The 23,001-nt window shown below is 72.6% G+C and carries 25 protein-coding genes; 14 read left to right on the forward strand and 11 right to left on the reverse strand.

Annotated features, from left to right (window positions below; all coding sequences use genetic code 11):
* Window positions 1-115 precede the first annotated feature (115 nt).
* Complete coding sequence (locus tag AC3CHW_RS31380; RefSeq protein ID WP_398608979.1) at window positions 116-535, reverse strand: VOC family protein; 420 nt, start codon at window positions 533-535, stop codon at window positions 116-118.
* 22 nt (window positions 536-557) lie between these two features.
* Window positions 558-989, reverse strand: a complete 432-nt coding sequence (locus AC3CHW_RS31385; RefSeq protein ID WP_398608978.1) for a helix-turn-helix transcriptional regulator — start codon at window positions 987-989, stop codon at window positions 558-560.
* 413 nt (window positions 990-1,402) lie between these two features.
* On the opposite strand from AC3CHW_RS31385, the gene AC3CHW_RS31390 reads away from it, so the two are divergent.
* The 3 genes from AC3CHW_RS31390 (at window position 1,403) to AC3CHW_RS31400 (ending at window position 3,502) form a co-directional block, all read left to right on the forward strand.
* A complete protein-coding gene (locus tag AC3CHW_RS31390; RefSeq protein WP_176159875.1) occupies window positions 1,403-1,561 on the forward strand; it encodes a hypothetical protein in 159 nt (52 codons plus the stop codon).
* Window positions 1,562-1,695: 134 nt separating this feature from the next.
* Complete coding sequence (locus AC3CHW_RS31395) at window positions 1,696-2,952, forward strand: phenylacetate--CoA ligase family protein (RefSeq protein ID WP_398608977.1); 1,257 nt, start codon at window positions 1,696-1,698, stop codon at window positions 2,950-2,952.
* 37 nt (window positions 2,953-2,989) lie between these two features.
* Complete coding sequence (locus AC3CHW_RS31400) at window positions 2,990-3,502, forward strand: glycine-rich domain-containing protein (protein ID WP_398608976.1); 513 nt, start codon at window positions 2,990-2,992, stop codon at window positions 3,500-3,502.
* A gap of 83 nt (window positions 3,503-3,585) precedes the next feature.
* Here AC3CHW_RS31400 and AC3CHW_RS31405 read toward each other — a convergent pair whose 3' ends face one another.
* A complete protein-coding gene (locus AC3CHW_RS31405; RefSeq protein ID WP_488468718.1) occupies window positions 3,586-4,524 on the reverse strand; it encodes a VOC family protein in 939 nt (312 codons plus the stop codon).
* 226 nt (window positions 4,525-4,750) lie between these two features.
* Window positions 4,751-5,047 (reverse strand): hypothetical protein, encoded by a 297-nt coding sequence (locus AC3CHW_RS31410; protein ID WP_488468719.1) that lies wholly within the window; start codon window positions 5,045-5,047, stop codon window positions 4,751-4,753.
* Window positions 5,048-5,405: 358 nt separating this feature from the next.
* Here AC3CHW_RS31410 and AC3CHW_RS31415 point away from each other — a divergent pair, with 358 nt between their 5' ends.
* Complete coding sequence (locus AC3CHW_RS31415; protein WP_488468720.1) at window positions 5,406-5,954, forward strand: heme-binding beta-barrel domain-containing protein; 549 nt, start codon at window positions 5,406-5,408, stop codon at window positions 5,952-5,954.
* Window positions 5,955-6,199: 245 nt separating this feature from the next.
* Window positions 6,200-6,769 (forward strand): hypothetical protein, encoded by a 570-nt coding sequence (locus tag AC3CHW_RS31420; RefSeq protein ID WP_488468721.1) that lies wholly within the window; start codon window positions 6,200-6,202, stop codon window positions 6,767-6,769.
* Window positions 6,770-7,511: 742 nt separating this feature from the next.
* Here the strand turns inward: AC3CHW_RS31420 and AC3CHW_RS31425 are convergent.
* Both AC3CHW_RS31425 and AC3CHW_RS31430 read right to left on the reverse strand, forming a co-directional pair.
* Window positions 7,512-8,072: a DUF6924 domain-containing protein gene (locus tag AC3CHW_RS31425; protein WP_488468722.1), complete on the reverse strand. Its 561-nt coding sequence runs from the start codon at window positions 8,070-8,072 to the stop codon at window positions 7,512-7,514.
* 60 nt (window positions 8,073-8,132) lie between these two features.
* Entirely contained in the window at window positions 8,133-8,669 is a 537-nt protein-coding gene (locus tag AC3CHW_RS31430; RefSeq protein WP_488468723.1) for a phosphoribosyltransferase family protein, read from the reverse strand.
* A 400-nt stretch (window positions 8,670-9,069) separates the two neighbouring features.
* Here AC3CHW_RS31430 and AC3CHW_RS31435 point away from each other — a divergent pair, with 400 nt between their 5' ends.
* From AC3CHW_RS31435 to AC3CHW_RS31450, 4 genes are all read left to right on the forward strand, one after another.
* On the forward strand, window positions 9,070-9,597 hold the full coding sequence (locus AC3CHW_RS31435) for a SigE family RNA polymerase sigma factor (RefSeq protein WP_176160460.1): 528 nt from the start codon (window positions 9,070-9,072) through the stop codon (window positions 9,595-9,597).
* Window positions 9,590-10,102, forward strand: coding sequence for a hypothetical protein (locus AC3CHW_RS31440; RefSeq protein ID WP_488468724.1), 513 nt, complete (start codon window positions 9,590-9,592; stop codon window positions 10,100-10,102). The genes AC3CHW_RS31435 and AC3CHW_RS31440 overlap by 8 nt, the downstream gene beginning before the upstream one ends.
* A 94-nt stretch (window positions 10,103-10,196) precedes the next feature.
* The gene (locus tag AC3CHW_RS31445) at window positions 10,197-11,498 is read left to right on the forward strand and encodes a mannosyltransferase family protein (protein ID WP_488468725.1); all 1,302 of its coding nucleotides are present in this window, start codon (window positions 10,197-10,199) and stop codon (window positions 11,496-11,498) included.
* A gap of 140 nt (window positions 11,499-11,638) precedes the next feature.
* Complete coding sequence (locus tag AC3CHW_RS31450) at window positions 11,639-12,322, forward strand: adenosylcobinamide amidohydrolase (protein ID WP_488468726.1); 684 nt, start codon at window positions 11,639-11,641, stop codon at window positions 12,320-12,322.
* Between the two features lie 40 nt (window positions 12,323-12,362).
* Here AC3CHW_RS31450 and AC3CHW_RS31455 read toward each other — a convergent pair whose 3' ends face one another.
* Window positions 12,363-12,923 (reverse strand): cysteine hydrolase family protein, encoded by a 561-nt coding sequence (locus tag AC3CHW_RS31455; RefSeq protein ID WP_459249794.1) that lies wholly within the window; start codon window positions 12,921-12,923, stop codon window positions 12,363-12,365.
* A 257-nt stretch (window positions 12,924-13,180) separates the two neighbouring features.
* Here AC3CHW_RS31455 and AC3CHW_RS31460 point away from each other — a divergent pair, with 257 nt between their 5' ends.
* Window positions 13,181-13,849 carry an HAD family hydrolase gene (locus AC3CHW_RS31460; protein WP_488468727.1) on the forward strand — a complete coding sequence of 223 codons (669 nt, stop codon included), beginning with the start codon at window positions 13,181-13,183 and terminating at the stop codon, window positions 13,847-13,849.
* A 175-nt stretch (window positions 13,850-14,024) separates the two neighbouring features.
* Here AC3CHW_RS31460 and AC3CHW_RS31465 read toward each other — a convergent pair whose 3' ends face one another.
* A complete protein-coding gene (locus AC3CHW_RS31465; protein ID WP_488468728.1) occupies window positions 14,025-15,185 on the reverse strand; it encodes an iron-containing alcohol dehydrogenase in 1,161 nt (386 codons plus the stop codon).
* Window positions 15,186-15,463: 278 nt separating this feature from the next.
* On the opposite strand from AC3CHW_RS31465, the gene AC3CHW_RS31470 reads away from it, so the two are divergent.
* Both AC3CHW_RS31470 and AC3CHW_RS31475 read left to right on the forward strand, forming a co-directional pair.
* Window positions 15,464-16,417 (forward strand): TIGR01777 family oxidoreductase, encoded by a 954-nt coding sequence (locus AC3CHW_RS31470; RefSeq protein ID WP_488468729.1) that lies wholly within the window; start codon window positions 15,464-15,466, stop codon window positions 16,415-16,417.
* Window positions 16,418-16,511: 94 nt separating this feature from the next.
* Window positions 16,512-17,117 (forward strand): class I SAM-dependent methyltransferase, encoded by a 606-nt coding sequence (locus AC3CHW_RS31475; protein ID WP_488468730.1) that lies wholly within the window; start codon window positions 16,512-16,514, stop codon window positions 17,115-17,117.
* A gap of 154 nt (window positions 17,118-17,271) precedes the next feature.
* Here AC3CHW_RS31475 and AC3CHW_RS31480 read toward each other — a convergent pair whose 3' ends face one another.
* The gene (locus tag AC3CHW_RS31480; protein ID WP_488468731.1) at window positions 17,272-18,063 is read right to left on the reverse strand and encodes an SAM-dependent methyltransferase; all 792 of its coding nucleotides are present in this window, start codon (window positions 18,061-18,063) and stop codon (window positions 17,272-17,274) included.
* 215 nt (window positions 18,064-18,278) lie between these two features.
* Here AC3CHW_RS31480 and AC3CHW_RS31485 point away from each other — a divergent pair, with 215 nt between their 5' ends.
* Window positions 18,279-18,869: a DinB family protein gene (locus tag AC3CHW_RS31485; RefSeq protein ID WP_488468732.1), complete on the forward strand. Its 591-nt coding sequence runs from the start codon at window positions 18,279-18,281 to the stop codon at window positions 18,867-18,869.
* A gap of 244 nt (window positions 18,870-19,113) precedes the next feature.
* On the opposite strand, the gene AC3CHW_RS31490 is transcribed toward AC3CHW_RS31485, so the two are convergent.
* Complete coding sequence (locus AC3CHW_RS31490; RefSeq protein ID WP_398608959.1) at window positions 19,114-20,319, reverse strand: PP2C family protein-serine/threonine phosphatase; 1,206 nt, start codon at window positions 20,317-20,319, stop codon at window positions 19,114-19,116.
* On the reverse strand, window positions 20,316-21,923 hold the full coding sequence (locus AC3CHW_RS31495) for a sensor histidine kinase (protein WP_488468733.1): 1,608 nt from the start codon (window positions 21,921-21,923) through the stop codon (window positions 20,316-20,318). Before AC3CHW_RS31495 ends, AC3CHW_RS31490 begins: the two co-directional genes overlap by 4 nt.
* Before the next feature lie 122 nt (window positions 21,924-22,045).
* On the opposite strand from AC3CHW_RS31495, the gene AC3CHW_RS31500 reads away from it, so the two are divergent.
* The gene (locus tag AC3CHW_RS31500) at window positions 22,046-22,819 is read left to right on the forward strand and encodes a response regulator (RefSeq protein ID WP_398608957.1); all 774 of its coding nucleotides are present in this window, start codon (window positions 22,046-22,048) and stop codon (window positions 22,817-22,819) included.
* The last annotated feature ends 182 nt before the right edge of the window (window positions 22,820-23,001 follow it).

The following is a 23,001-nucleotide window of genomic DNA, read 5'->3' on the forward strand; positions in this document are numbered from 1 at the left end:
GGCGTACGCCCCTCCGTCACGCCCCGGTCGCCGTGCGGCCCACCCGCCAGGCCAGGCCCACCCGACCCTCGGCGTGAGCCGGCCGGGCGGGTCGGGCTCGCGATGTTGGGGTGGCTCAGGCGGCCAGTTGCTGGATGCGGATCAGGTTGCCCGCGGGGTCCCGGAAGGCGCAGTCCCGTACCCCGTACGGCTGGTCGGTCGGCTCCTGGACCACCTCGGCGTCGCCGGCCTGGAGCCGCTCGAAGGTGGCGTCGAGGTCGGGGGTGGCGAGGTTGACGGCGGCGAAGGTGCCTTTGGCCATCATCTCCACGATGGTGTCGCGCTCACTGTCCGTGATGCCGCAGCCGGGCGGCGCCGGCGGCTGGAGCACGATGGAGGTGTCGGGCTGGCCCGCCGGGCCGACCGTGATCCAGCGCATGTCGTTGTACCCGACGTCGTTGCGCACCTCGAAGCCGAGGACGTCGCGGTAGAAGGCCAGGGACGCCTCCGCGTCGTGGTGCGGGAGGAAGCTGTGGTGAATGGTGAGGTTGTCCATGTCGATCACGCTAGCCCTGGCACTAGGCCGACGCTTCTCGATTCCTGACCGGTCTGGTCACCTGTTTCGCCACGCACGGCGACATGCCCACCGTCGCGTCGGCCGCCGCTCGCCGGTAGGCGCTGGGGGGCATGCCCACCAACTCGGTGAAGCGCGTACTGAAGGTGCCCAGCGAGGCGCAGCCCACCGCGAAACAGACCTCGGTGACGCTGAGGTCGCCGCGTCGCAGCAGCGTCATCGCCCGCTCGATGCGCCGCGTCATCAGATAGGCGTACGGTGACTCACCGTAGGCGAGGCGGAACTGGCGGCTGAGGTGCCCGGCCGACATGTTCGCCCCGCGAGCGAGCGCGTCCACGTCCAGCGGCTGCGCGTACTCCCGGTCGATCCGGTCACGCACCTGGCGCAGCCGGGCGAGGTCGCGCAGGTGCTGCGCGGTGGCGGGCTTACTGGTCACGGCTTCGATCGTGCCACACGGGCGGGGCGGGCGACCGGGGCGAACGCGTACGGCGGGCCGCACGCGACACCGAGCACCTCAAGCGGTCGTACGGGCGGGGAGTGGGCCCGTGCCGCTGTCCGGCGGGCGCCTTTTCGCGCCGTCCCCGTGACGATCTTGCGCCACTCTTTTCGGCCGGCCCCCATGCCGCCTTCGGCGCGCCGGCCCCTTCGTGGAAGCGGGACGCGGCGGCCTCGCGCGGGCCGCGCCCCGCGCCTGTCCTGTCCGAAAACGGCTCGTTCCCGCGCGCCGCGTGTCCTGATTGCCACCAGGGGCTTTTGCCATTGCTTGACACTGACTTGGCGGCGACTTTACCGTCTGACGACGCGACATTCCGCGTGATCACCACCCCATATGTCACCCCTCGGAGGTTCATGATGGAGAAGTTGATCAAGGCGATGACCCAGGACGACGTCTGGCAGAACTGGGTCGCCGCGAACTCGGCCGGTGCCGCCGCGAAGGACGGGTGCATCAGCGCGGCCCCGAAGGCGGGTTGTATCAGCGCGGCGCCCAAGGCCGGCTGCATATCCTGACTGGCCGCTGACTGACTCATCGGAGTGGGCCGGGGCCGCGGACGCGCGGGCGCCCGGCCCCCTTCCGGCTCCGCTCCGCCCCGGGGCCGGCCGCCCCGGGGATCTCCGCTTCGCCTAGCGCATTGAGGGTGCACATGCGTGGTCAGCCGACGGCCGAAGTCGTCGACCAGATCAAGGACATACCGATCTACCGCACGTCGATCGAGCGGGGGTACTTCCCCGTCCTCGAAAAGCCCGAGATCGCGCGGGGCTTCCCGGACAACTGGATGACGCCGCGCCTCGCCGCCGCGCTGAAGACGGGCGAGGCCGAGTACGTGCTGTCCACGGGCACCAACCACGCCCGCATGCAGATCATCCGCCCCCCGTACTTCCTGCTGAACTCCTACTACCAACTGTGGAGCGAGCACCCGGACATCGCCTCCACCTGGGAAGACGGCTGCCAACGGGTCTCACTCACCACGGTGTTGGCGACCGAGCACGTCGCGCGCGTCAACGCGAAGAAGCGCGGCACGCGGCCGGATGCGGTTCCCGAGTTGGAGCAGCGGCGCCTCGACGCCCGCACCGTCTACCTCAACCTGCGGCTCGACCCGGCGTTGTGGGAGCGCGACGAGGTCGAGCGCATGCTGAGCGAGATCCGCTCGGCGCGAGCGACCCACCCGCGCGGCTGGTACCACCTCGACTGCTCCAGCTACCACCTGGCCCACCTCGTCCTCAAGGCCAGGCAGTGGGGCCTGTGGGAGGACTTCCCGCAGCCCGCGAGCATCATCCACGCGTACGAGTACACCCCGGCGAACGTCCGGCGCTTCCTGCACGAGAACTTCGACTGCCCGGTCATCGACCTGTTCGGCAGCACCGAGCTGGGTTACCTCTACTACAGCGACCGCCACGGCCGGTACCACCCCCACCTCGACCAGATGAGCGTCGAACTCCTCCCGGTGGCACCGGGCAGCGAGCTCTACAGCCTCATCGTGTCCAGCGTCCGCAACCCCCACATGCCGCTGATCCGGTACCGCTCGGGGGACTGCGTCCGCACGCTCGACGGAACCCCCGACCCGCACCGGATCGCGCGCTTCTGCGGACGCGAGAAGGAACTCCTCACCCCCGGCGCGGCAGCCGCCGCCGAGTCCGGACCTATCGCCCAGGGTGACCTGAGCGACCGCGTGAGCGCCGCCGCCCCCAGCGTCTTCGTCCACCAACTGCTGGTCACCGACGACAAGGAGGCCCACCTGCGGTACACGACCTTCGACGGCGAGGCCCTGCCGCCCGCCGAGGCCGACACCCTGGCGGACTCCGTCAGCGACCTGACCGGGCGCCGGTGCCAGGTCGAGCACCGCGCGCACCTGCCCATCGGCAAGTCCGGCAAGTATGCCTGGCTCGCCCCCCACCACTGACCGCCGACCCGGCCCCGACCCTGCGCAGGGGAGAACCATGACCACACAGTCGTACGTCACCACCGGCGACCTCAGGGCCCTGCTCGGCGAGGAACTGCACGCCGAGGTGGTGGCACACTTCACCGACAAGACCGACGCCGCGCCGGACTTCGTCGAACGCCAGGTCACCGAGTGCCTGCGGTACCTGTACCTCGTCTCGCGCCATCGCGAGCAGCTCAGCGGGCTGTTCCTCCCCGTCGAGCAGGACATCGACGAGATCTGGCACTACCTGATCCTCCAGACCCGCGAGTACCGCACGCTGTGCGAGGAGCGGCTGCCGGGGCGCTTCTTCATCGAGCACCGCAGCATCGCCTACGAGAGTTACCAGCAGGCCCCCGGCCGTGAGCAGGCGATGGAAGAGGCACTGCGCTGGATACCGCTGTACTGCCGGGAGTTCGGCCCGTTCGACGAGGGCGCGCTGCCACACTGGACCATCGTCCGCTTCCTCCACCAGCGGATGGGCATGTCACTGGCGGACATAGCGGCCCTCGAACCCCTGGCACCGGCGTAACGCCGCTCTCGCGTCGGCGGCGCGCGCTTCGGGCGGCCGGGTCGCGGGCGCGGGCCTGGGCGCGCTGTCGGGCAGGTGGGTCCTCACAGCGGGGGAGCGACGAAGCACCCGCGGTCGGGGTCGTTGAGCGACTCCTTCGCCACCTGCTCGTCCCAGGGGTTCGAGGTGCCCCACTGGTCGGTCACCTCCGCCCGCGAGGCGTCGTAGACGTGCGGGTGCCAGGTGTCCTCGTCCACCTCCTCCATGGCGGTGGTGTACTCCAGGGTGTTGCCGTGCGGGTCGAGGAAGTACGTGAAGGCGTTGTCGCCGGCCAGGTGCCGGCCGGGCCCCCAGAGCTTGGGGGCGCCCGCCCGCATGGCACGGCCGGAGGCTCGCAAGTACTCGTCCACACCCCGGAGTTCGAAGGAGACGTGGTGCAACGAGGTGTGCGGGCCCCCGGAGAACGCCACGGAGTGGTGCTGGGGGTTGATTCGCAGGAAGTGCATCAGGTCACCGTCGCGCGGTGAGCGCACGGTGTCGGTGAGCCGGAAGCCGAGGTACCGCTCGTACCACGCCCGGGTGCGAGCGATGTCGGGAGCGTTGAACACCACGTGGGACAGGCGCACCGGCACGGGCTCCCGCGCCTCGATCCGCCGGTGCCGGCGCGGCGCGACCTCCGCGGAGACCTCCACGGTGCGGCCGTCCACGTCGAAGAAGCGGAACCCGTAGCCGCCGCCCGGGGTGGACAGCGCGCCGGGCTCGCTGATCAGCACCACGCCGTCACCCGCCAGCCGCCCGGCCAGGGCGTCGACGTCCACCCGCGTGGCGATCCCGAAGGCCACCAGGTCCAGCCGCTTCTCCTCGGCCCTGCGCAGCCTGACCACGTACTGCTCCGGCGACCCCTCGGCCGCCAGGAAGGCCACGCCGCTGTCGTCGGCGGTACGGGCCAGCCCCCACACGTCGGTGTAGAAAGCGAGTTGCCTGTCGTGGTCAGGCACCGCCAGGTCGACGTGGCGGAGATGGGTGAGTTGGGCCGAGACCAATCTGTCCCCCCGATCACGGGCGCGACCAGCCTCGCCGGCACGCCGAGGCGGGCGGCGAAGCACCGCCCGCACTACGAGTACCACCGCCGGCCGTGTTGCGGTGAGGACACAACGGGCCAACCTGCCGCTGGGCCGCTGGGCCGCTGGGCCGCTGGGCCGCTGGGCCGCTGGGCCGCCTGGCCGGTGTGCGGGTGCGTGCCATGTTGTCGGACACCACGGCGCCGTGTCACCCCGCGCTCATCGCCAACCCCAGCAGCAGAACCAGCACCAGGGGAACCGTCGAGACCACCAGCGCGGAACTCAGCAGCCCCATGCGGAGGCCGTGCAGCGAAGGGCGCGGGGGCAGGGCCCAGCCGATCGCGAACAGGACCCCGGCAAAGATCATGATCGTCTCCAGGCCGCCGCTGGCGCTCCTCCAGAGCCAGGCGTACTCCAGGGCGAAGATCAACAGGCCGACCAGTGATACCGCCAGCGGTGCCTTCCACGGGGTGGTGCTGGGGGCAGGTGGTGTGTCCTGAGGCATGCCGCCGAGTCCATCACGCCCCCGCGGCCGATGGGGCCGTCTCAGTACTCACCTCGTGAGGTACGCGTACTCATGCGACCCCAGCCAGGGCAACCGTCCCCGCCGGACGGCCGACACCACCGTCCCAGGCAGTCCTCGTGCCCTTGCCCGCCCCCGCTCCGTGGGGGTCTCGACGGGACGAGTCGAGGACCCGATCGCTGCGACAGGCCGCGCGCAGGCGTCTCGCGGCTCGGGGCAGGAACCAGCCAGTCGCCCTCCCACCGCTGCGCGCCGCCGCCGGCCCGACGGCCTAGGCTGCCACCCGGCACCGCCACCGGCACCCGCACCGGCACCGGCCTCGATCCAGGAGCACGCACCCATGTTCGACCCCGCTCGCCAGAACCCGTACCCCGACGTGCTGCGGCCGGAGGCCACCCCCGCGCCGCACGCGCAACTCACCCCGCTGCTCGGCTTCCTGGGTACCTGGGTCGGCCAGGGGCACGGTAGCTACCCGACAATCGCCGAGGAGTTCGCGTACGCGCAGGAAGTCACCTTCAGCCATGACGGGCGGCCCTTCCTCCGGTACGAGGCGCGCGCCTGGCTGCTCGACGCGGAGGGTGCCCCGCTGCGCCCGTCGGCGCGCGAGAGCGGTTGGTGGCGGCTCCAGCCCGACGGGCGCGTGGAGGCGCTGATCACCCAGCCCACCGGCATCGCGGAGATCCTGGTCGGCCACGCCGGCACCGGCACGGCCGACCTCAGCACGCACGAGGTGGCCACGACCCCCACCGCCAAGGAGGTCACCGCCACCCGCCGCCGCTACACGCTGAGCGACGAGGGGACCCTCGACTTCGTCCACGACCTCGCGGCGGTCGGCCAGCCACTCCAGTACCACCTGTCGGCGCGACTGCGACGCGAGGGCGGGAGCTAGACCAGGGCCGCCGGCTGCCCGCCGCGCGGGGCGCGGCTTCGCCATGAGCGACGGAGCCGTACGAGGTGCCAGGACACCTCCAGAAAGGGTGTGAACAGATGGACAAACGCAGGAGGGCCAGGGCCCTCGAACTCGCCTCGCCAGAGGCGGTGTTGCACAGCAGATACGCCGACGCCGTCGTGTGGTGCCACCTTTCCGGCCCCATACCCGAGCCACCGCCCCACATACGGGCAACTGTCGACCGCTTGCGCCTAGGTGAGCGTTGGCGCACCCTGCCCGGGCTGATCGCGATCGTGGGTCTTGTCGTCGGCTCCCCGCTGATCCTCCTCGCCATCCTCGAAGGCTGGTCGCCGACGCTGAGCCCGACGGAACGCCGCAAGGAAAAGGCGGCGCGCGAGGACGTGAAGTTCCGCAACGCTCTCGCCCGCCAGCAGGGGTTGTGTCAGCCCTTCGACGGCGACTGGGCCGGTACGGCAGGCCAGACGCTCCTCACCTGGTACGCGAAGGCGCCCGACGCCCCACGACTCCTCGTTCCGATGGCCAACGAGTTCGTGCTGCTCGCGGCGCCTTCACGGGTGTGGTTCAAGTGCCGACCGCAACGCGTCAAGGTCGTGGCCCGCATCCCGTACACCACCGCGCTCCCCGACATCCCGAGCGTCGCCGCGAAGGACGTGCCCTACTTTCGCATCACCTTCACCGACGGCTCCTGGCTGGCCCTCACCATTGACGACTCGGCCCACATCGAGGCGTTCCTCGACCTTGGCAAAAGCCTTCCGTACCCCACTCCGCAACCGGTACGGCACGTCCAGCTCTAGTGTGCCCGGGGCCCCGACCGACCGCCTCCAGCGACGACAGCGACAGGGAGAAACCGCGGGAGACTGTTCTCCGGCAGGGGTTCTCCCGAGCGCCTACCGGGCCCGCGTACGGTCTACGAGGCTGCCCACCCTCGCTCGCGCGAACCGGGTGGCCAGGCCCGAGGTACTGGTGAAGGCGGCAGGCTGGCTTCGCCTGATCCAGCCGCGCCGCGCCACACCGCCTGGCCCCCGGCCGCGCCGCACCGCCTGATCCAGCCGCGCCGCGCCACACCGCCTGGCCCCCGGCCGCGCCGCACCGCCTGATCCAGCCGCGCCGCGCCACACCGCCTGGCCCCCGGCCGCGCCGCACCGCCTGATCCAGCCGCGCCGCGCCACACCGCCTGGCCCCCGGCCGCGCCGCACCGCCTGATCCAGCCGCGCCGCGCCACACCGCCTGGCCCCCGGCCGCGCCGCACCGCCTGATCCAGCCGCGCCGCGCCACACCGCCTGGCCCCCGGCCGCGCCGCACCGCCTGATCCAGCCGCGCCGCGCCACACCGCCTGGCCCCCGGCCGCGCCGCACCGCCTGATCCAGCCGCGCCGCGCCACACCGCCTGGCCCCCGGCCGCGCCGCACCGCCTGATCCAGCCGCGCCGCGCCACACCGCCTGGCCCCCGGCCGCGCCGCACCGCCTGATCCAGCCGCGCCGCGCCACACCGCCTGGCCCCCGGCCGCGCCACACCGCCTGATCCAGCCGCGCCGCGTCAGCCCCCCTCCTCACCCTCCGCGCGATGCGTCTCGCGCAACTCCTCGTACAGCGCGGTCCCCGGCCTCGCCACCCGTACCTCGGAGTCCGACCAGGTGGTGTCGTGGAACTCGCGGAAGAAGAGGTTGGCGATGCTGTCGTTGATCTCCACGATGGCGACCTGCAAGGCCGGTACCCGGAAGGGTTTCTCGCGTGGCCACGGCTCCGCGTCCGCGCGGTCCACGTGCAGGTCGATGCCGAGCAACGGAAGCTGCTCGGAGGCGAGGGTTTCGGCGTCGGCGAGGTAGAGGTGGTCGTACCGGAGGTCGTGGCCGGTGTCCGGGGCCGCGGCGAGCACGGTCGCGGGCAGCAGGTCGCGGTACTGCTCCTGGTCGATCGGGACGACGTACGAGACGGCCCAGTCGTAGTCGGCGACGTCCTGCGACTCCTCGCCGTAGGTGACCGGCGTCTCCAGGGCTCGTAGCAGGCGGGCCCAGCCGGCGGGGTTCGTGAAGTCGGTGCGCAGGACCGGGACCGCGTCCACGCGGGGCAGGTGTATCGGCTGTTGGCTGTGATCCATGCCGCGGACCCTACGGCCGGCGGGCGGCGCCACCGGCACGTCTTGGCCAGTTCGTCGGCGTCAGGCGGGGCAGGGCGGGATGTCGCGCGCGGGCAGCAGGCTGTGCACGGCGCCGAGCCGGGGACGCGCCGCGTCGGCGAGTTCGTCGACGATGACGGCGCACCCCACCCAGGTGGCGCCGCACTCCTCGACCACCTCCCGGACGGCGCGGGCCTGGCTGCCGGTCTCCAGCCAGTCGTCCACCATCAGGACGCGGTCGGCCGCGCCCAGCGAGGAGCGCTGGAGCCGCAGCCGGTGGCGCAATCCCCGGTAGTCCGGCTCGCTCTCGCGGACGACCTTGTCCCCGGGGAAGAGGCCACCGTCCTTCCGGATGGCGACGAAGCCGACCCCGAGCTCCACGGCCACGGCCCCACCCAGCAGGAACCCGCGGGACTCGACCCCGCACACCGCCGTGAGCCGCTCGTCCCGGAAGGGCCTGGCCAGCTCGGTCACGACGGTCGCCAGCGTCCGCGCGTCGCGGAAGATGGGCCAGACATCCACGTGGCCGTCGATCCACCGCAAGGACGTAAGGGCGAGATCACGCGCAGTGAGGGGCATGCCCGGGAGTCTTCTCGCGCCCGAGCCGACGAGCAAGCCAATTTCCCCCGTCGCGAACGCCGAGGGCCAGTGCCGCCCGCCGCCAGGCCCGGCCGGACGGCCTCGGGCGTAGCCCCTGAGCTGCGCGTTCGCGCCGGCTCCCGGACCTACGGACCGCCCGCTGCCTGGTGGTGACACCCGACCGCGCGCGCGGTGGCATCCGGCGCCGCCGAGCGGGTCCCGGTCACCCTGGCGGCGGGGGCGGCCGGCGGGTGGGGGACCATGTGCACCGGGCACGTGCCGCGCGGCGCGCCCGCGCCCGGCGCCGCGAGCGGACCGTCCGTTCCGGCGCAGTGACGACCGTCACGTTGTTCGTTCGTACTCGGTGTCAACCAGACGCCCCACGGCGGGCGTATGCCCGGTGAAGCGAGAGACCCGGGAGTGGCTGTTGACCGTCGAGGAGTTCGAAGAGTTCTACGCCCAGACGGTCGCGCGTCTCACGGGGCAGTTGTACGTGATGCTGGGCGATCTGCACGAGGCGGAGGACGTCGTGCAGGAAGCATTCGTCAAGGGGTGGGGCCGGCGGCGGCAGCTCGACCGCGCGGGGCAGCCCGAGGCGTGGATACGTACCGTCGCCTGGCGGCTGGCGGTGAGCCGCTGGCGCGTCCGGCGGCGTTCGGCCGCTGCCTGGCGGCACCGTAGCGCGCCACCGCCCCACGTCGAGGGGCCGAGCCCCGAGCAGATCGTGCTGGTCGACGCCCTGCGCGAGCTGCCGGCCCAGCAGCGGCGGAGCATGACGCTGCACTACCTGTGCGACCTCACCGTCGAGCAGATCGCCCGGGAGACGGGCGTGTCCGCCAGCACCATAAAGACCCACCTGGCCCGTGGTCGGGCCGCTCTCGCGCACCACCTACAGGACCCGCGTATCAAGGAGGCCCCCGGTGCCTGAGCCAGACGACCCGTTGCGGACCCTCTTCCAGCAGGCAGCCGCCGCCGGGCAGGCCCGAGCGCGCACGGCGCCGGTCGCCCAGGTGCGCGCGCGAGGCCGGCGCGCGCACCGGCTGCGCGTCGCCGCCCTGGCGGCCGGCGCGTGCCTGGTCCTCGGCTGCGGGACCGCGGCCACGGCGGCGTGGCTGCCGGGCGAGTCCGCGCCGGCCGCGCCGGCCACCCGACCACCCTCACCCGCCCCGACTCCGTCACCCACGACCACGCCACCGCCGACCCATCCGCCGGCGACCCGCGAGGAGACACACCCCCCGGGCGGTTCGGCGAACCCCCACACGCGAGGCGGCGCGCGCACCACCGCGCCGCCCCCGGGGGCACCGTCGGGCGAGAGCACGGCGGACAGCTCCGACGGCCCGTCCCCACCCGACGGAACCGGACGCACCGCCGCCTCCGCGACCCTTCCGCCGAGCCACCCGCCGACGCACGATGCGGGCGACACGGCGCACTGAGCCGCCCCGCCCGTCCCGTAACCCAGCCCCTGCTTCCGTGGCCGCGCGCCACCGGGAGTCGCCCGCACGCCCTCCCCACCCCAGAGAGCCCCGCATGCCGCCTTCGCCTACCCGGTCGCCCGACGCCGAACCCGCGCCCGAGCCCTCCGACACGTCTGCCACGCCCGCCACGGACCCGCCTTCCGAGTCCGCCGAACAGTCCGCCTCCCGACGCGCCTCGGGGCGCGCGACCGGCCCGCACCGCTGGCCGATGGCCTGGTGGCAGCGGCTGGGCGCCGCCGACCGCGAGGTGTTGTGGCTGTACCTGCTGACGCGAATAGGCGTGTGGACCACCGCCTACTGCGCCCGGTGGGCGTTCCCGTCCGACGCCCGCTCCCATGACGCCGGCCCCGTACTCGCCCCGTTCCAGCAGTGGGACTGGGGTTTCTTCCTCAAGGTGGCCCGCGACGGCTACTTCCCCGCGGAGCCGGCCGGCGAGGCGGGCGCCGGGGACAACCGGGAGGCGTTCTTCCCCGGCCTGCCGCTCCTGCTGCGCGCCGTGCACTGGGTGGTGCCGAGTTGGGGCGCGTCCGGGTTGCTGATCTCCTTCGGCGCCGGCGCCGTCGCCGTCGTGGCGCTGGCCCGCATAGCCCGGACACACCTGTCGCACGCGGACGCGGGACGTCGTACGGCCTTGTTCCTGCTGCTCTCGCCGTGCGCGATCTTCCTGGCCGTCGGCTACAGCGAAGCCCTCTTCCTCGCCTTCGCGCTGCCCGCGTGGCTCGCCGCCCAACGGAACCGCTGGGCCCTGGCCGCCGTCCTGACCGCCCTGGCCACCACCGTGCGGATCACGGGGCTCTTCCTCGCCGCCGCCATCGTCGTGCAGTTCTTCCTGTCGGCCCGCGCCCGCGCAAGCTGGCGCTCACTGCCATGGCTGGCGCTGCCCGTGCTGCCCGTCGCCCTCTACACCTGGTACCTGCACGTGCGGACCGGCGACTGGATGGCATGGCAGCACGCCCAGGAACGCGGCTGGCGCCGCGACTTCCACACCCCCTGGGACGCCTGGGCCCACACCTGGCAGGCCGCCTTCACCCCCGCCCACTCCACCACCGGCTACAGCCTGATGTTCCAGGCCGAGCTGGTCGCCATGGTGGTCGGGGTGCTCCTCCTCGGGTTGCTGGTGCTGCGCCGGCACTGGGCCGAGGCCACGTACGTGGCGCTCAACCTGTGGGCCCTGGGCACGTCCTACTGGTACATGTCCATCCCGCGCGCCACCCTCCTGTGGTGGCCGCTGTGGGTGGCCCTGGCGGCGTGGAGCATACGCGTGCCCCGGTTCAAGACCGCGTACGTCTGCCTCGTCGCACCCGTGACGACCATCTTCGCCCTCACCTTCCTCACCGGCCGATGGGCCGGCTGAACAGCCCGGGCCACCGGGCTGAACGGCCCGGGCCACCTGAGCCGGCGGTCGACACCCGCGCACCGGAGCGCCCGGGACGAGGGCTGGGCCGCGGCGGCGTACGATCACCCGGTCCCAGCCTCGCAAGGAGCAACCCTCAGGTGACCGCCGTCATCCCACCGTCCCGTTCCGCCCCCGAGCTGCTGCGGGTGCGGCGGCTCGTCCGCGACGAGGACGGCGAGCGGCTGACCAGTCTGCTGTGGCGGGCCGGCCCGGGCTGGCGGATGATCAGCAGTTCCGTGCTCGGCGGCGGCATCGGGGAACGGGCCTGGGTCCTCAACGCCCAGGTCTCCCACGGCTACCGCCGCACCGACCCCGAGCGGCACCTCGCCGACCTGGCCCGCGCCGCCGGCGCCGACGGCCCCGGGGTGGGGCTCATGACGGCCGCCGACGTCCGGGCGTACGGCCGCGCCCACGACGGCGGCGTGGCGGCGATCGCCACCACGGGCCTGGGCGTACGCGGGTGGGCGGCATCGCCGGCACCTGGCACACCCACGCCCGCGCGCCCCGGCACGATCAACATCGTGGTGGCCGTACCGGCGGCGCTGACCGACGCGGCCCTGGTCAACGCGGTGGCGACCGCGACCGAGGCCAAGGTGCAGGCGCTCATCGACGCCGGCTACGACTGTTCCGGCACCCCCACCGACGCCGTGTGCGTCGCCGCGCACTCCCCGCGACCCGACGCGGAGTGCCACGCCTTCGCCGGCCCGCGCTCCCTGTGGGGCGCGCGTCTGGCGCGCGCGGTCCACCACGCCGTCCGCGCCGCCGCCCGCCCCGCGACCTGAGCGCACACCCGGGACCGGCACTCGGCACGGACGTCCGGGATCACCGCGCCGCGATCGCCGTGGTCCACTCGTCGACGGTGACGACGTCCGCCCACTGCGGGAACAGCCGCTCGACCAGCACCCGGTGCAACTCCGGATCGAGGTCAAGACAGCCGTCCGACAGGACCGTGAGGCCGAAGTCCAGGTCGTTGGCCTGGCACAGGGTGGACAGCACCACGGCGCTGGTGGCGATGCCGGTGAGCACGAGCCGGTCGATGCCGCGGGCTCTGAGTACGACATCGAGATCGCTGCCCGAGAACGCGCTCGCCCGCCTCTTGGTGATGACCACCTCGCCCGGCCGGGGCGCGACCGCCGGATGGATCTCGGTGCCCGGGGCGCCTTCGACGTAGAGGCCGGCCTCGGCGATGGCGGCCAGCGCCCTGTTCCGCGTGCCGACTTCGGGGAAGCCCGGGCGGAACGCGATGACCACGTAGATCACGGGTATCTCCGCCGCCCGCGCCGCGTCGATCGCCCTGCGCACCCGTGGCAGGTATCCGGAGCCGTCGTCGGCGATGTTCACGATGGCCTGTTGGACGTCCATCACGAGAAGGGCGCTGCTCATGTCGTCTCCAGGAACGAAGTCGGTTCGGCGTCGCGACGGGCGGCCCCCGCCACCCCCGAACCGCGCGCGACCCCTGGTGCCCAGCGAGCGCCGCCCCCGTCGGGCAGGCCGCGACCGGCGGGCACCTGGCCGGCAGTCCGTGCGACGCGGGGTGACCGACGCTGCCCGACACAACCTGTGGTGAGCCTAGCCAACCGGGTCCGCGACCCCACGACCCCGTGTGTCGGCAACGGCGCCACGCCTCTACGCTGCTGGCCATGGTGCGCGAACCCGTGGAACTGGTGATCTTCGACTGTGACGGCGTGTTGGTGGACAGCGAGCGCATATGCGTCAAGGTAGACGCGGTGATCACGGCTGATCTGGGGTGCGCGTTCACCGAGGCCGAGATCATCGAGCGCTTCGTGGGCTCGTCCACCGAGGTCTACACCGCCGCCGTGGAGGAACGCCTCGGACGACGCCTGGAAAAGGACTGGCAGCAGCGGTACGAGCACCTGTACCAGGCCGCCTTCGAGGCCGAACTGACCGCCGTCGACGGCATCGCCGAGGCACTGCACCGGCTCACCCACGCCACCTGCGTGGCCTCGAACGGTGACCACGCCGGCATCAGGCGAAACCTGGAACTCGTCAACCTGGCCGGCCACTTCGAGGAACGCGTCTTCAGCGCCGCCGACGTTCCCCGGGGCAAGCCCGCCCCCGACCTCTTCCTGTACGCCGCCCACACCATGGGCGTCGACCCCCGACACTGCGTGGTGGTCGAGGACAGCGCGTACGGCGTCCAGGCCGCTCGCGCCGCCGGCATGCGGGCCTTCGGCTACTGCGGCGGCCTGACGCCGGCCTCGCGGTTGGAGGGGCCGGCCACCGTCGTCTTCGACGACATGCGCGAACTCCCCGACCTGCTGGCGGCGGCTTCCCCGCCCTCCCCCTGAGCCCGTACGGCTCGGTCGGCGACGGACCGGAACCCGGCCACCTCCGGGTACGGCGTCGCGACCGGCCAGGAGAGCGGGAGTTGGCCACACGCGGCCCCGCCGGCTGTCGCCCCGGCGGGGCCGCGCGCACGTGGTGCGCACACCCCACGCACGCCGTCACCGGCGTGGCGGGGCGTCAGGCGTAGATCTCGGCGTACAGGCCCTGGATCTCCTCGGCGGTGGGCACGGCGGGGTTGTTGCCGGGGGAACCGGAGGCGAGGGCCTGCTCGGCCATGAGCGGGGTCAGGCCGGTCCAGGTGTCCCGGTCGATGCCGTAGCCCTGGGGGGTGGGCACGTCCAGGTCGTGGCAGAGCGTACGCAGGGCGTCGACGAGCTTGTCGGCGGCCCGCACGTCGCCGTCCGCGTCGCCCGCGACGCCGAGCGCGCGGGCGCAGTCGGCGTACCGGCCCGGCGCCGAGGGCACCGAGAAGGCGGTCACCGCGGGGAACAGCATGGCGTTCGACAGGCCGTGGGCGACGTGGAAGTGCGCGCCGATCGGGCGGCTCATGCCGTGGACGAGCGCCACGCTGGAGTTGGAGAAGGCGATGCCGGCCTGGGTGGCGGCGAGCATCATGGCCTCGCGGGCCTCGGCGTCGGCGCCGTCCGCGTAGACGCGCCGCAGGTGGCGGCCGATGGTCGTGATGGCGGTGAGCGCGAGGCCGTCCGAGAAGGGGTTGGCCTTGCGGCTCACGTACGCCTCGACCGCGTGGGTCAGCGCGTCGATGCCGGTGTCCGCGGTCAGCCGGGGCGGCATCGACATGGTCAGCTCCACGTCGACGATGGCGGCGAGCGGCAGGAACGCCGGGCCCATGCAGAGCATCTTCTCGTCGTTGGCGCTGTCGGTGATGATGGTGAACTGGGTCGCCTCCGACCCGCTGCCGGCCGTGGTGGGCACGGCGATCACGGGCAGGGCGGGGCCGTGGTTGACGCGCGGGGCCTTGTAGTCGCGCATCGAACCACCCTGGACGCCGAGCAGGGCCAGCGCCTTGGCGGTGTCCATCGGGCTGCCACCGCCGAACCCGACCACCACGTCCGCCTCGTGCTCGTGCAACGCCTTCAACCCCGGTGCCAGGGAATCGGTCGTCGGGTCGGGCACCGTGCCGGAGAAGACGTACGGGTGCAGGCCAGCGGCCCGCAGCGGCGCTGCCAGCCGCTCGGCCGCGCCCGTCCCGGTCAGGAACCCGTCCGTCACGACGAGCGGGCGACTCAGTCCGAGCCCGGTGATGACGTCGCCCAACTCACCGGCGGCACCGCGGCCGACGCGCAGGACCCGCGGCAGGGACAGGCTTGCAATCATGAAGAACCTCTCGACGGATGAGGCGGGAGAGCTAGCGCTCCGTGGCTGTTCGACTCTGCCGCCCGCACCACGCGAGTTCAACAGTGCGGGCGACGGGCGTGATGCGGAGGGCCGGGTTACGGGGGGAGACGGTGGCGACCTCACGTACGCGGCCCCTCGACCGACGCCCGACCGCACCCTCGTGGGGCTCGTCCGGTCGCGGGCCACGGCACGAGGACCCCCGCGCTCGGCACGGCGGGGGGCCGCCTAAGCTCGGTGGCACGCCGAGGAGGAATCTCATGAAGATAGTGATACCTGGGGGAACCGGACAGGTAGGCACGATCCTGGATCGGGCGCTGACCGCCGCCGGACACGAGGTCGTGGTGCTCACCAGACGGCCGGTGCGCGAGCGGCAGATCGGGTGGGACGGCAGGACGCTGGGGGCGTGGGCCGAGGCGATCGACGGCAGTGACGTCGTGGTCAACCTGGCCGGGCGCAGCGTGAGTTGCCGCTACACCGCGGCGAACCTGCGGGCCATGATGGACTCGCGGGTGGACTCCGCGCGCGTGGTGGGTGAGGCCATCGCGTCCGCCTCCCGGCCCCCTCGGGTGTGGTTGCAGATGAGCACCGCCACCATCTACGCCCACCGCTTCGACGCACCCAACGACGAGGCCACCGGCGCGCTCGGGGGCACGGAACCCCGCGTCCCGGGTTACTGGGCCTACAGCGTCGACATCGCCCGGAACTGGGAGCAGGCCCAGGAGGAGGCCGACACCCCGCACACCCGCAAGGTCGCCCTGCGCGCCGCCATGGTGATGAGCCCCGACCGCGGTGGCGTCTTCGACGTCCTGTCGTGGCTGGCGCGGCTCGGGCTCGGCGGCCCGGTCGCGGGCGGCGCCCAGTACGTGTCCTGGATTCACGACCACGACTTCGTCCGCGCGGTCGAGTTCCTGGTCGACCGGGACGACTTCAGCGGCCCGGTGAACCTCGCCGCCCCCGCCCCGTTGCCGCAGCGCGCGTTCATGCGTACGTTGCGCACCGCGTGGGGCGTCCCGGTGGGGCTGCCGGCGACCAGGTGGATGGCCGAACTCGGCGCGTTCGCGCTGCGCTCGGACACCGAACTGCTGTTGAAGAGTCGCCGCGTCGTCCCGGGCCGGCTCCTCGAAGCGGGCTTCACCTTCGACCACGCCCGGTGGCCACAGGCCGCCGACGACCTCGTACGGCGCGCACGCGGCGGACGACGCTCCCGGTGAACGCTCCGGCCCCCGCCACGTCCGTGCCGGCCGCTCGGCTGCCACCGCCCACACGGGGCTCGCGGCCCCGTGCCCCTCGCCTACGCTGTCCCGCATGAGCCGTTGGGAAGAACTCACTGGTGGGACGTCCGGAGAAGGCTACGCCGCCCGGTTCGCGGCCCTGGCCGAGAGCGGGAAGGACATGCACGGGGAGGCGCGGTTCTGCGCCACGCTGGTCCCTCCCGGGGCGCGGGTGCTGGATGCCGGGTGTGGCACCGGGCGCGTCATGATCCGACTGGCGGAGCTCGGGTACGACTGTGTCGGCGTCGACCTCGACGCGTCCATGCTGGCGGTGGCCCGCCGCCAGGCGCCGGAACTGCCGTGGTTCCAGGCCGACCTGGCGCGTCTCGACCTGGCCGAGCTGGGCGTGACCGCGGGCCTTGACCTGGCGGTCGCCGCCGGCAACATCTTCCCGCTGCTCGCCTCGGGCACCGAGGCCACGGTGGTCAGCCGACTGGCCGCGACGCTGCGCCCGGGCGGATTCCTGGTCGCCGGGTTCGGCCTGGACGAGGCCCACCTGCCGGTGCCGCCCAGCATCACCCTGGCCGAGTACGACGCCTACTGCGCCGCGGCGGGCCTCACCCTCGTCGACCGCTTCGCGACGTGGGACGCCCACCCGTACGACGACGGCGGCTACGCGGTGAGCGTCCACCGCGGCTGAGACGCCGGAGCCCCGCGCGAGGCGGTGGGGCCCGCCTCGAACGCTCCACAGCGGACAGCCCCCGGCGCGCGGGCCCGGACCCATGCGGATCATGACCAGCCAGGAGACCCGCTGTGCGGAAGGGGGCCGTGCGGGCGCGTCACCCTCGGGTGGTTCACCCAGTGCGGCCCCACAGGCCGTACATGCACGCCTCGCTCGCGTCGGCCTCGACCGCGCCCTCGGGGCGCCACTGGTTGGTGGCCACGATGCCCGGGGGCAGCACGGTGACGCCCGCGTGGTCCATCAGGGCGCGGAGCTCGTTCTCGCCGCGCATGTGGGAGGGGATGCCGAAGCTTTCGTAGACCTCTTGCATCCGTCGCACCTTGGGACGGTCGAAGTCGTACGTGCCGTGGGAGAGGACGAGGATGCTGCCGGGGGCGAGCGCGTCCGTGTACCTCTTCAGCATGTCGGGGACGTCGACGTTGGTGATGTAGGGGATGACCGCGCCCAGGAGCACGGCCGCTGGGCGGGTGAGGTCGATGGTCTCGCGCACGGCGGGGGAGCGCAGGACGGTGTCGGGGTCGCTGATGTCGGCCACGAGGTAGGACACCGTGCCATCGCTGTCGGTGGGGCCTTGCTCGGCCAGGGCGGCCACGGCGGCGCGGGAGTGGTCGACGTAGCAGATGTTCACCGCCGGGTCGGCGGCGTGGGCGACATCGTGGACGTTCCGCGCGGTGGGGCGGCCGGCGCCGAGGTCCAGGATCTGCGTCATGCCGTGCTGGCGGACGCAGGCTTCCGCGGCGGAGAGGACGAAGGCGCGGGTGTGGTGGGCGACCAGGCTGGCGGAGGGGACCGCGGTGAGGAGGGCGTGGGCCAACTCCTGATCGCGACGGTGGAACTCCTCCGAACCGGCCCCCAGGATGCCGGCGTAGACGTTGGGGACCTGCGTGCCCGGGCTGTCGGTCATCGTGGTGTGGGCCTTCCTGCGTGCGACTGACTGTCAGGGTGGGTCGGGCCGTTGAGCGCGTGTCGTGTCCGGGGGCGCGCGGGCGGAGGTCTCGGAAGCGGTGGTGGGCGCGGACGTTCAGCAGACGCCGTAGCGCCCGACGGTGGCTACGGCGCCCATGATTGCGCAGGCCGCGCCGCGCGGGGAGATGTCCGGTGGTGCGAGACTCGGCTCCCATGACACTCCATGATCCCAAGTCCGACCTGCACCGTTACCTGAGAACAGCCCGCGAAGCCGTCGTCTGGAAGCTGGACGGGCTGTCCGAGTACGACATCCGCCGCCCGCTGACACCGACCGGCACCAACCTCCTCGGTCTCGTCAAGCACCTCGCCAGCGTCGAGTTCGCCTACTTCGGCCCGACCTTCGACCGCCCGCACAACGAACTCCTCCCCTGGGACGAGGAAGGCTCCGAGCCCAACGCGGACATGTGGGCACCCGCCGACGAGTCGCGCGAGGACGTTCTCGGCCTCTACCGCCGCGCCTGGGCGCACGCGGACGCGACGATCGAGGCGCTGCCGCTGGACGCCAAGGGCCACGTCGCGTGGTGGGAAGACGGCGAGGTGACGCTTCAGCGGATCATGCTGCACATGACGGCCGAGACCAACCGGCACGCGGGCCACGCCGACATCGTCCGGGAACTCATCGACGGCACGGTCGGCATGCGCAGGGACAGCACGAACATGGATGGCGGCGACGCGGCGTGGTACCGGAGTTACTGGGACCGACTGGAGACCTCCGCCAAGGAGGCCCAGCACAAGCAACGCTGAGGTCGACCCCGAACAGTCCGCCGTGACAGTCCCTCGTGGTCACCTGCCCCGCCACCCCATCGCGGCCGGCCCCGTGGAAGTGGACTCCCCAGGCACCCGCCCCAGGGCCGCGGACGACACCCGGGGCCCGGAGCGGGGCCGGCTTCCTGGCCACCGGGGGAAGGGCGAACGACACGCGGCCGGCCCCACGGCCGGCCGCGTGCCCGTACGCGCCGTGCGGGAGCCGGGCGAGCCGGCCCCGGACTCAGCCGTTGGCTGGCTGCCTGCCCCAGTCGAGGCGGAGTACGGCGACGTCGTCGGAGTGCCGCCCGGCGTTCAGCTCGTGGGTTTCCTTGATGAGCAGGTCGACGTGGGTGGCCGGGGGCGTCGGCGGCAGGTTCTCGATGAGGGCCAGCAGGCCCTCGACGCCGAGTCGCTCGCGCCCGGGGCCGTTGTGTCCCTCCGTGAGGCCGTCGGTGTACAGGGTGAGGGCTCCGGCGGCGGGCAGGGGGACGACCGTGGCGGGCCAACTGTCCACCCCCGGGACGATGCCCAGAGCGATGCCGTGCGCGGCGCTCACCTCCAGGGTGCCTTCGGTCGTGGTGAGGAGGGGCTCGTGGTGGCCGGCGAGGTGGAGGGTGGCGGTGGCCGCCGCCTGGTCCAGGGTGAGGAGGGTGCACGTGGCGAAGAGCTGTTGGTTGCCGCGTTCGGCGATCAGGATGCGTTCCATGAGGTGCAACAGGTCGTCCCCCCGGTGCCCGCCGAGCACCAGGGAGCGCCAGGCGATGCGCAGGCAGACGCCCAGTGCGGCGGCGTCCGGGCCGTGCCCGCTGACGTCGCCCACCACCGCGTGCAACAGACCGTCGTCACCCTCCACCACGTCCAGGAAGTCCCCGCCGAGCAGGGTCATCTCGGCACCGGGCAGATAGCGGGAGGTGACGCGCACCGTGGAGGTGTCGAGGAGGGGCTGGGGCAGCAGGCCCCGCTCCAGTCGGGCGTTCTCCTCCGCCCGCAGGCGAGCCGCCTGGGCCTCGGCGTTCGCGCGTTCGGTCTGGCTCCGGTAGACGGCGTAGCGCACCGTCCGGTGCATCAGGTCCGCTTCGACCTTGCCCTTGACGAGGTAGTCCTGGGCGCCGGCGGCCATGGCCTCGGTGCCCGCCTGGGCCTCGGAAAGGCCGGTGAGGACGATCACGGCGGTGTGCGGGGCCAGGGCCCGGATCGCGGTGACCGCGTCGGTGCCCGACGCGTCAGGCAGGTGCAGGTCGAGAAGGATGCAGTTGATCCGCCTGTCGGCCAGGGCGCCACGGGCCTCGGCCAACGTGGTGCGCGTGGTCAGCTCGAACCGCAACCCCGTGTCGTGGAGGAGTTCCTCCACCAACAGGGTGTCGCCCTCGTCGTCCTCGATCAGCAGGATGTGATACGTCGGCTCGTCGGCGGACGCTCTGTCTGTGGTGGTCACCGGCGCGGTCATCGTGCCTGCTCCTCCTCGGAGCGGTCGGTGTCCGTGGCGATGGGCGCGTCGGCGGCCTCCGGCGGCTCGGGAGCGAGGGTGAAGCTGATGCGTGCGCCGTCGTGGTACGAGGTGTCCACGGCGATGGTGCCGCCGTGGAACTCGACGATCTTCTTACACATGGCCAGGCCGATGCCGCTTCCGGAGTAGGCGTCCTTGGTGTGCAGCCGTTGGAAGATCACGAAGACCTTGTCCGCGTACTCGGGGTCGATGCCGATGCCGTTGTCGGTGACGGTGAACCGCCACAGTTCGCCCTCCTGGCGCGCCGCGACGTGCACCTCCGGCGCCTGACCGGGGCGGCGGAACTTGACGGCGTTGCCGATCAGGTTCTGCCAGAGCATGCCCATCTGGGTGGGATCGGCGATCAGGGTGGGCAGGGGGTCGTGGGTGATGGTGGCGCCGGCCTCCTCGATGCCGACGCTCAGCGTGGACAGGGTGCGATCGAGGACCTGCTCCAGGTCGACGCTCTCGTGGGTGTTGTGCAGCCGCCCGACCCGGGAGAAGTCGAGCAGGTCGTTGATGAGGACCTGCATGCGGTTCGCGCCGTCGACCGCGAAGTCGATGTACTGGTCGGCCCGGGAGTCGAGCTGCCCCCCGTACCGCCGCTGGAGGAGCTGGGTGAAGCTGGAGACCTTGCGCAACGGCTCCTGGAGGTCGTGCGAGGCCACGTACGCGAACTGCTCCAGCTCCGCGTTGGAGCGCTGGAGGTCCGCGGCCTGCGCGTCCAGCCGCGACCGCGCCTCCTCCTTGAAGGCCAGTTCCCGCACGAGACGCCGGCGCATGGAGTCGATCTCACCGCTGAGCCGCCGCAGGTCGGCCGGCCCCGAGGGGTCGATGGGGTGATCGAAGTCACCCCCGGCGATGGTGCGGGCGTCCGAGCCGAGCTGGTCCAGCGGCCTGGTGATGCCGCGACGTAGCCCCTCGAAGATGAGGGCCGCGAGCGCCAGGATGAGCACGCCGATGGTGCTGAACACCCAGTTCCGTACGGTCAGCATGGACATCAGGTCGTCCCGGGCCTGGGCCTGGTCCGCGCGCAGGCGCTGCTGTTGGTCGTTGAGCGCGGCGCGGACCTCGTCGAAGGTGGCCTTGCCCTCCGCCGCCCGCTCGGCCGCCAGCGCCGAGACCGCGTCCGGCGGCGCCTCGGCGATCGGCCGCGCGACCCTCTCCTGCCACCGCTCCACGGCCTTCCGTACGGCCTCCAGCCCGGCCCGGCTGTCGGGGTCGTCCGCGAGCAGGTCGGCGAGCTGCTCCAGGTCCGCCCGCTGTTCGGCGAGCCCCTGCCGGTAGGGCGCGGTGAACTCCGGCGCGCCGGTGATCCCGTAGCCGCGGATGCCCGTCTCCTGGTTGAGGACGGCCGACTCCAGGCGGATCGCGGTGATCAGCGCGGGGGAGCGCACGTCCACGAGGTCCTCGCTGATCGTCTCGGTCCGCGACAGGACCCAGGTTCCCGTCGCGCCGAGCAAGGCCAGTACCGCCAGGGAGACGGACACCCCCACGCGAAGCCACCGGCGGGTCGTCCACGCGGACAGTCCGCGCAGACGCGGCGGTCTCTCGTCGCCGGTCATCTCGTGCACTCCTCGTTTCACTAGGACAGCCGTCCCGGGCGTCGGGTAAGTATGGCCAGCACACTGTATGGGGCGACAACTGTTGTTGTCGCGGGCCGCCTCGGGGGCCTAGGGTGCTGGACATGCCAGGCAAGAACTTCGACCTGCGGACCTCTTCGCACGAGACAGCCGCCATCGCTGACGCGGCGGTGGACGACCTTGCACGGCGCCTCACCCAACGGTTGCTGGAGAAGCCCTCCTCACGCTGGGCATCGGGCGAGCTACCGGAGGCTTTGGCCCTACTCCACGTCCTCGACCACCTCCAGCAAGCCACCGAACGGCTCCAGCGTGAGGCGGCCACGGCCGCCGCCCGCGCGGGCGCCAGCTACCCACAGCTCGGCTCCGCATGCGGCATGACCCGCCAGGGCGCCCGGCGTCGCTGGCCGGGCCTTTTCCACCATTCAGACGAGAAACCCACGGAGCACCCGATGATGGCCACCCCCGCCCGCCCCCTCGACGTCCTGCTCGTCGAGGACGACGTCGCTGACGCCATGCTCATCGAGGAAGCCCTCTCCGAGCGCGGAGCCCGCAACCTGGTCCGGGTCACCGACGGGGTCGCCGCGCTGGAACACCTGCGCGCCGCTGACTCCCCGCGGCCCGATCTCATCGTTCTCGATCTGAACATGCCCCGGATGAACGGCCGCGAGCTGCTGAGGATCCTCAAGGGCGACGAGGACCTGCAGACCATCCCCGTGGTGGTCCTCACCACGTCCACCGCGCCTGACGACGTCACCAGCGCGTACAGCAGCCACGCCAACGCCTACGTGACCAAGCCCGTCAACCTCGAGGAGTTCGAGCAGGCCGTCCAGAGCATCGACGCCTTCTACCTCGACACGGCAACCCGCCCCCGCCCCTGATCACCCTCCTGGGTGACCGCGCGAAACGGGGTGCTCCGCGCGCTCCCCTGGCTCCGCGTGAGTGCCTCGCGTCGACGGGCCGAGAGCGAGGGGTACGCGCCACCGGTTGCACCACCGCGTGCGCACGGCCGTGCGGGGGTGCGGCCCGCCGTGGCGGCCGTACCCCCGCACGAGCCCGTGCC

The sequence above is a fragment of the Streptomyces sp. MGP-BFMKR1 genome (assembly GCF_057766585.1).

Bases quoted from the DNA above. Each gene is read 5' to 3' on its own strand.
- AC3CHW_RS31380 (WP_398608979.1), bottom strand. From the start codon at position 535: ATGGACAACCTCACCATTCACCACAGCTTCCTCCCGCACCACGACGCG.
- AC3CHW_RS31390 (WP_176159875.1), top strand. From the start codon at position 1,403: ATGATGGAGAAGTTGATCAAGGCGATGACCCAGGACGACGTCTGGCAG.
- AC3CHW_RS31395 (WP_398608977.1), top strand. From the start codon at position 1,696: ATGCGTGGTCAGCCGACGGCCGAAGTCGTCGACCAGATCAAGGACATA.
- AC3CHW_RS31400 (WP_398608976.1), top strand. From the start codon at position 2,990: ATGACCACACAGTCGTACGTCACCACCGGCGACCTCAGGGCCCTGCTC.
- AC3CHW_RS31410 (WP_488468719.1), bottom strand. From the start codon at position 5,047: ATGCCTCAGGACACACCACCTGCCCCCAGCACCACCCCGTGGAAGGCA.
- AC3CHW_RS31415 (WP_488468720.1), top strand. From the start codon at position 5,406: ATGTTCGACCCCGCTCGCCAGAACCCGTACCCCGACGTGCTGCGGCCG.
- AC3CHW_RS31425 (WP_488468722.1), bottom strand. From the start codon at position 8,072: ATGGATCACAGCCAACAGCCGATACACCTGCCCCGCGTGGACGCGGTC.
- AC3CHW_RS31430 (WP_488468723.1), bottom strand. From the start codon at position 8,669: ATGCCCCTCACTGCGCGTGATCTCGCCCTTACGTCCTTGCGGTGGATC.
- AC3CHW_RS31445 (WP_488468725.1), top strand. From the start codon at position 10,197: ATGCCGCCTTCGCCTACCCGGTCGCCCGACGCCGAACCCGCGCCCGAG.
- AC3CHW_RS31455 (WP_459249794.1), bottom strand. From the start codon at position 12,923: ATGAGCAGCGCCCTTCTCGTGATGGACGTCCAACAGGCCATCGTGAAC.
- AC3CHW_RS31460 (WP_488468727.1), top strand. From the start codon at position 13,181: ATGGTGCGCGAACCCGTGGAACTGGTGATCTTCGACTGTGACGGCGTG.
- AC3CHW_RS31465 (WP_488468728.1), bottom strand. From the start codon at position 15,185: ATGATTGCAAGCCTGTCCCTGCCGCGGGTCCTGCGCGTCGGCCGCGGT.
- AC3CHW_RS31470 (WP_488468729.1), top strand. From the start codon at position 15,464: ATGAAGATAGTGATACCTGGGGGAACCGGACAGGTAGGCACGATCCTG.
- AC3CHW_RS31475 (WP_488468730.1), top strand. From the start codon at position 16,512: ATGAGCCGTTGGGAAGAACTCACTGGTGGGACGTCCGGAGAAGGCTAC.
- AC3CHW_RS31480 (WP_488468731.1), bottom strand. From the start codon at position 18,063: ATGACCGACAGCCCGGGCACGCAGGTCCCCAACGTCTACGCCGGCATC.
- AC3CHW_RS31485 (WP_488468732.1), top strand. From the start codon at position 18,279: ATGACACTCCATGATCCCAAGTCCGACCTGCACCGTTACCTGAGAACA.
- AC3CHW_RS31490 (WP_398608959.1), bottom strand. From the start codon at position 20,319: ATGACCGCGCCGGTGACCACCACAGACAGAGCGTCCGCCGACGAGCCG.
- AC3CHW_RS31495 (WP_488468733.1), bottom strand. From the start codon at position 21,923: ATGACCGGCGACGAGAGACCGCCGCGTCTGCGCGGACTGTCCGCGTGG.
- AC3CHW_RS31500 (WP_398608957.1), top strand. From the start codon at position 22,046: ATGCCAGGCAAGAACTTCGACCTGCGGACCTCTTCGCACGAGACAGCC.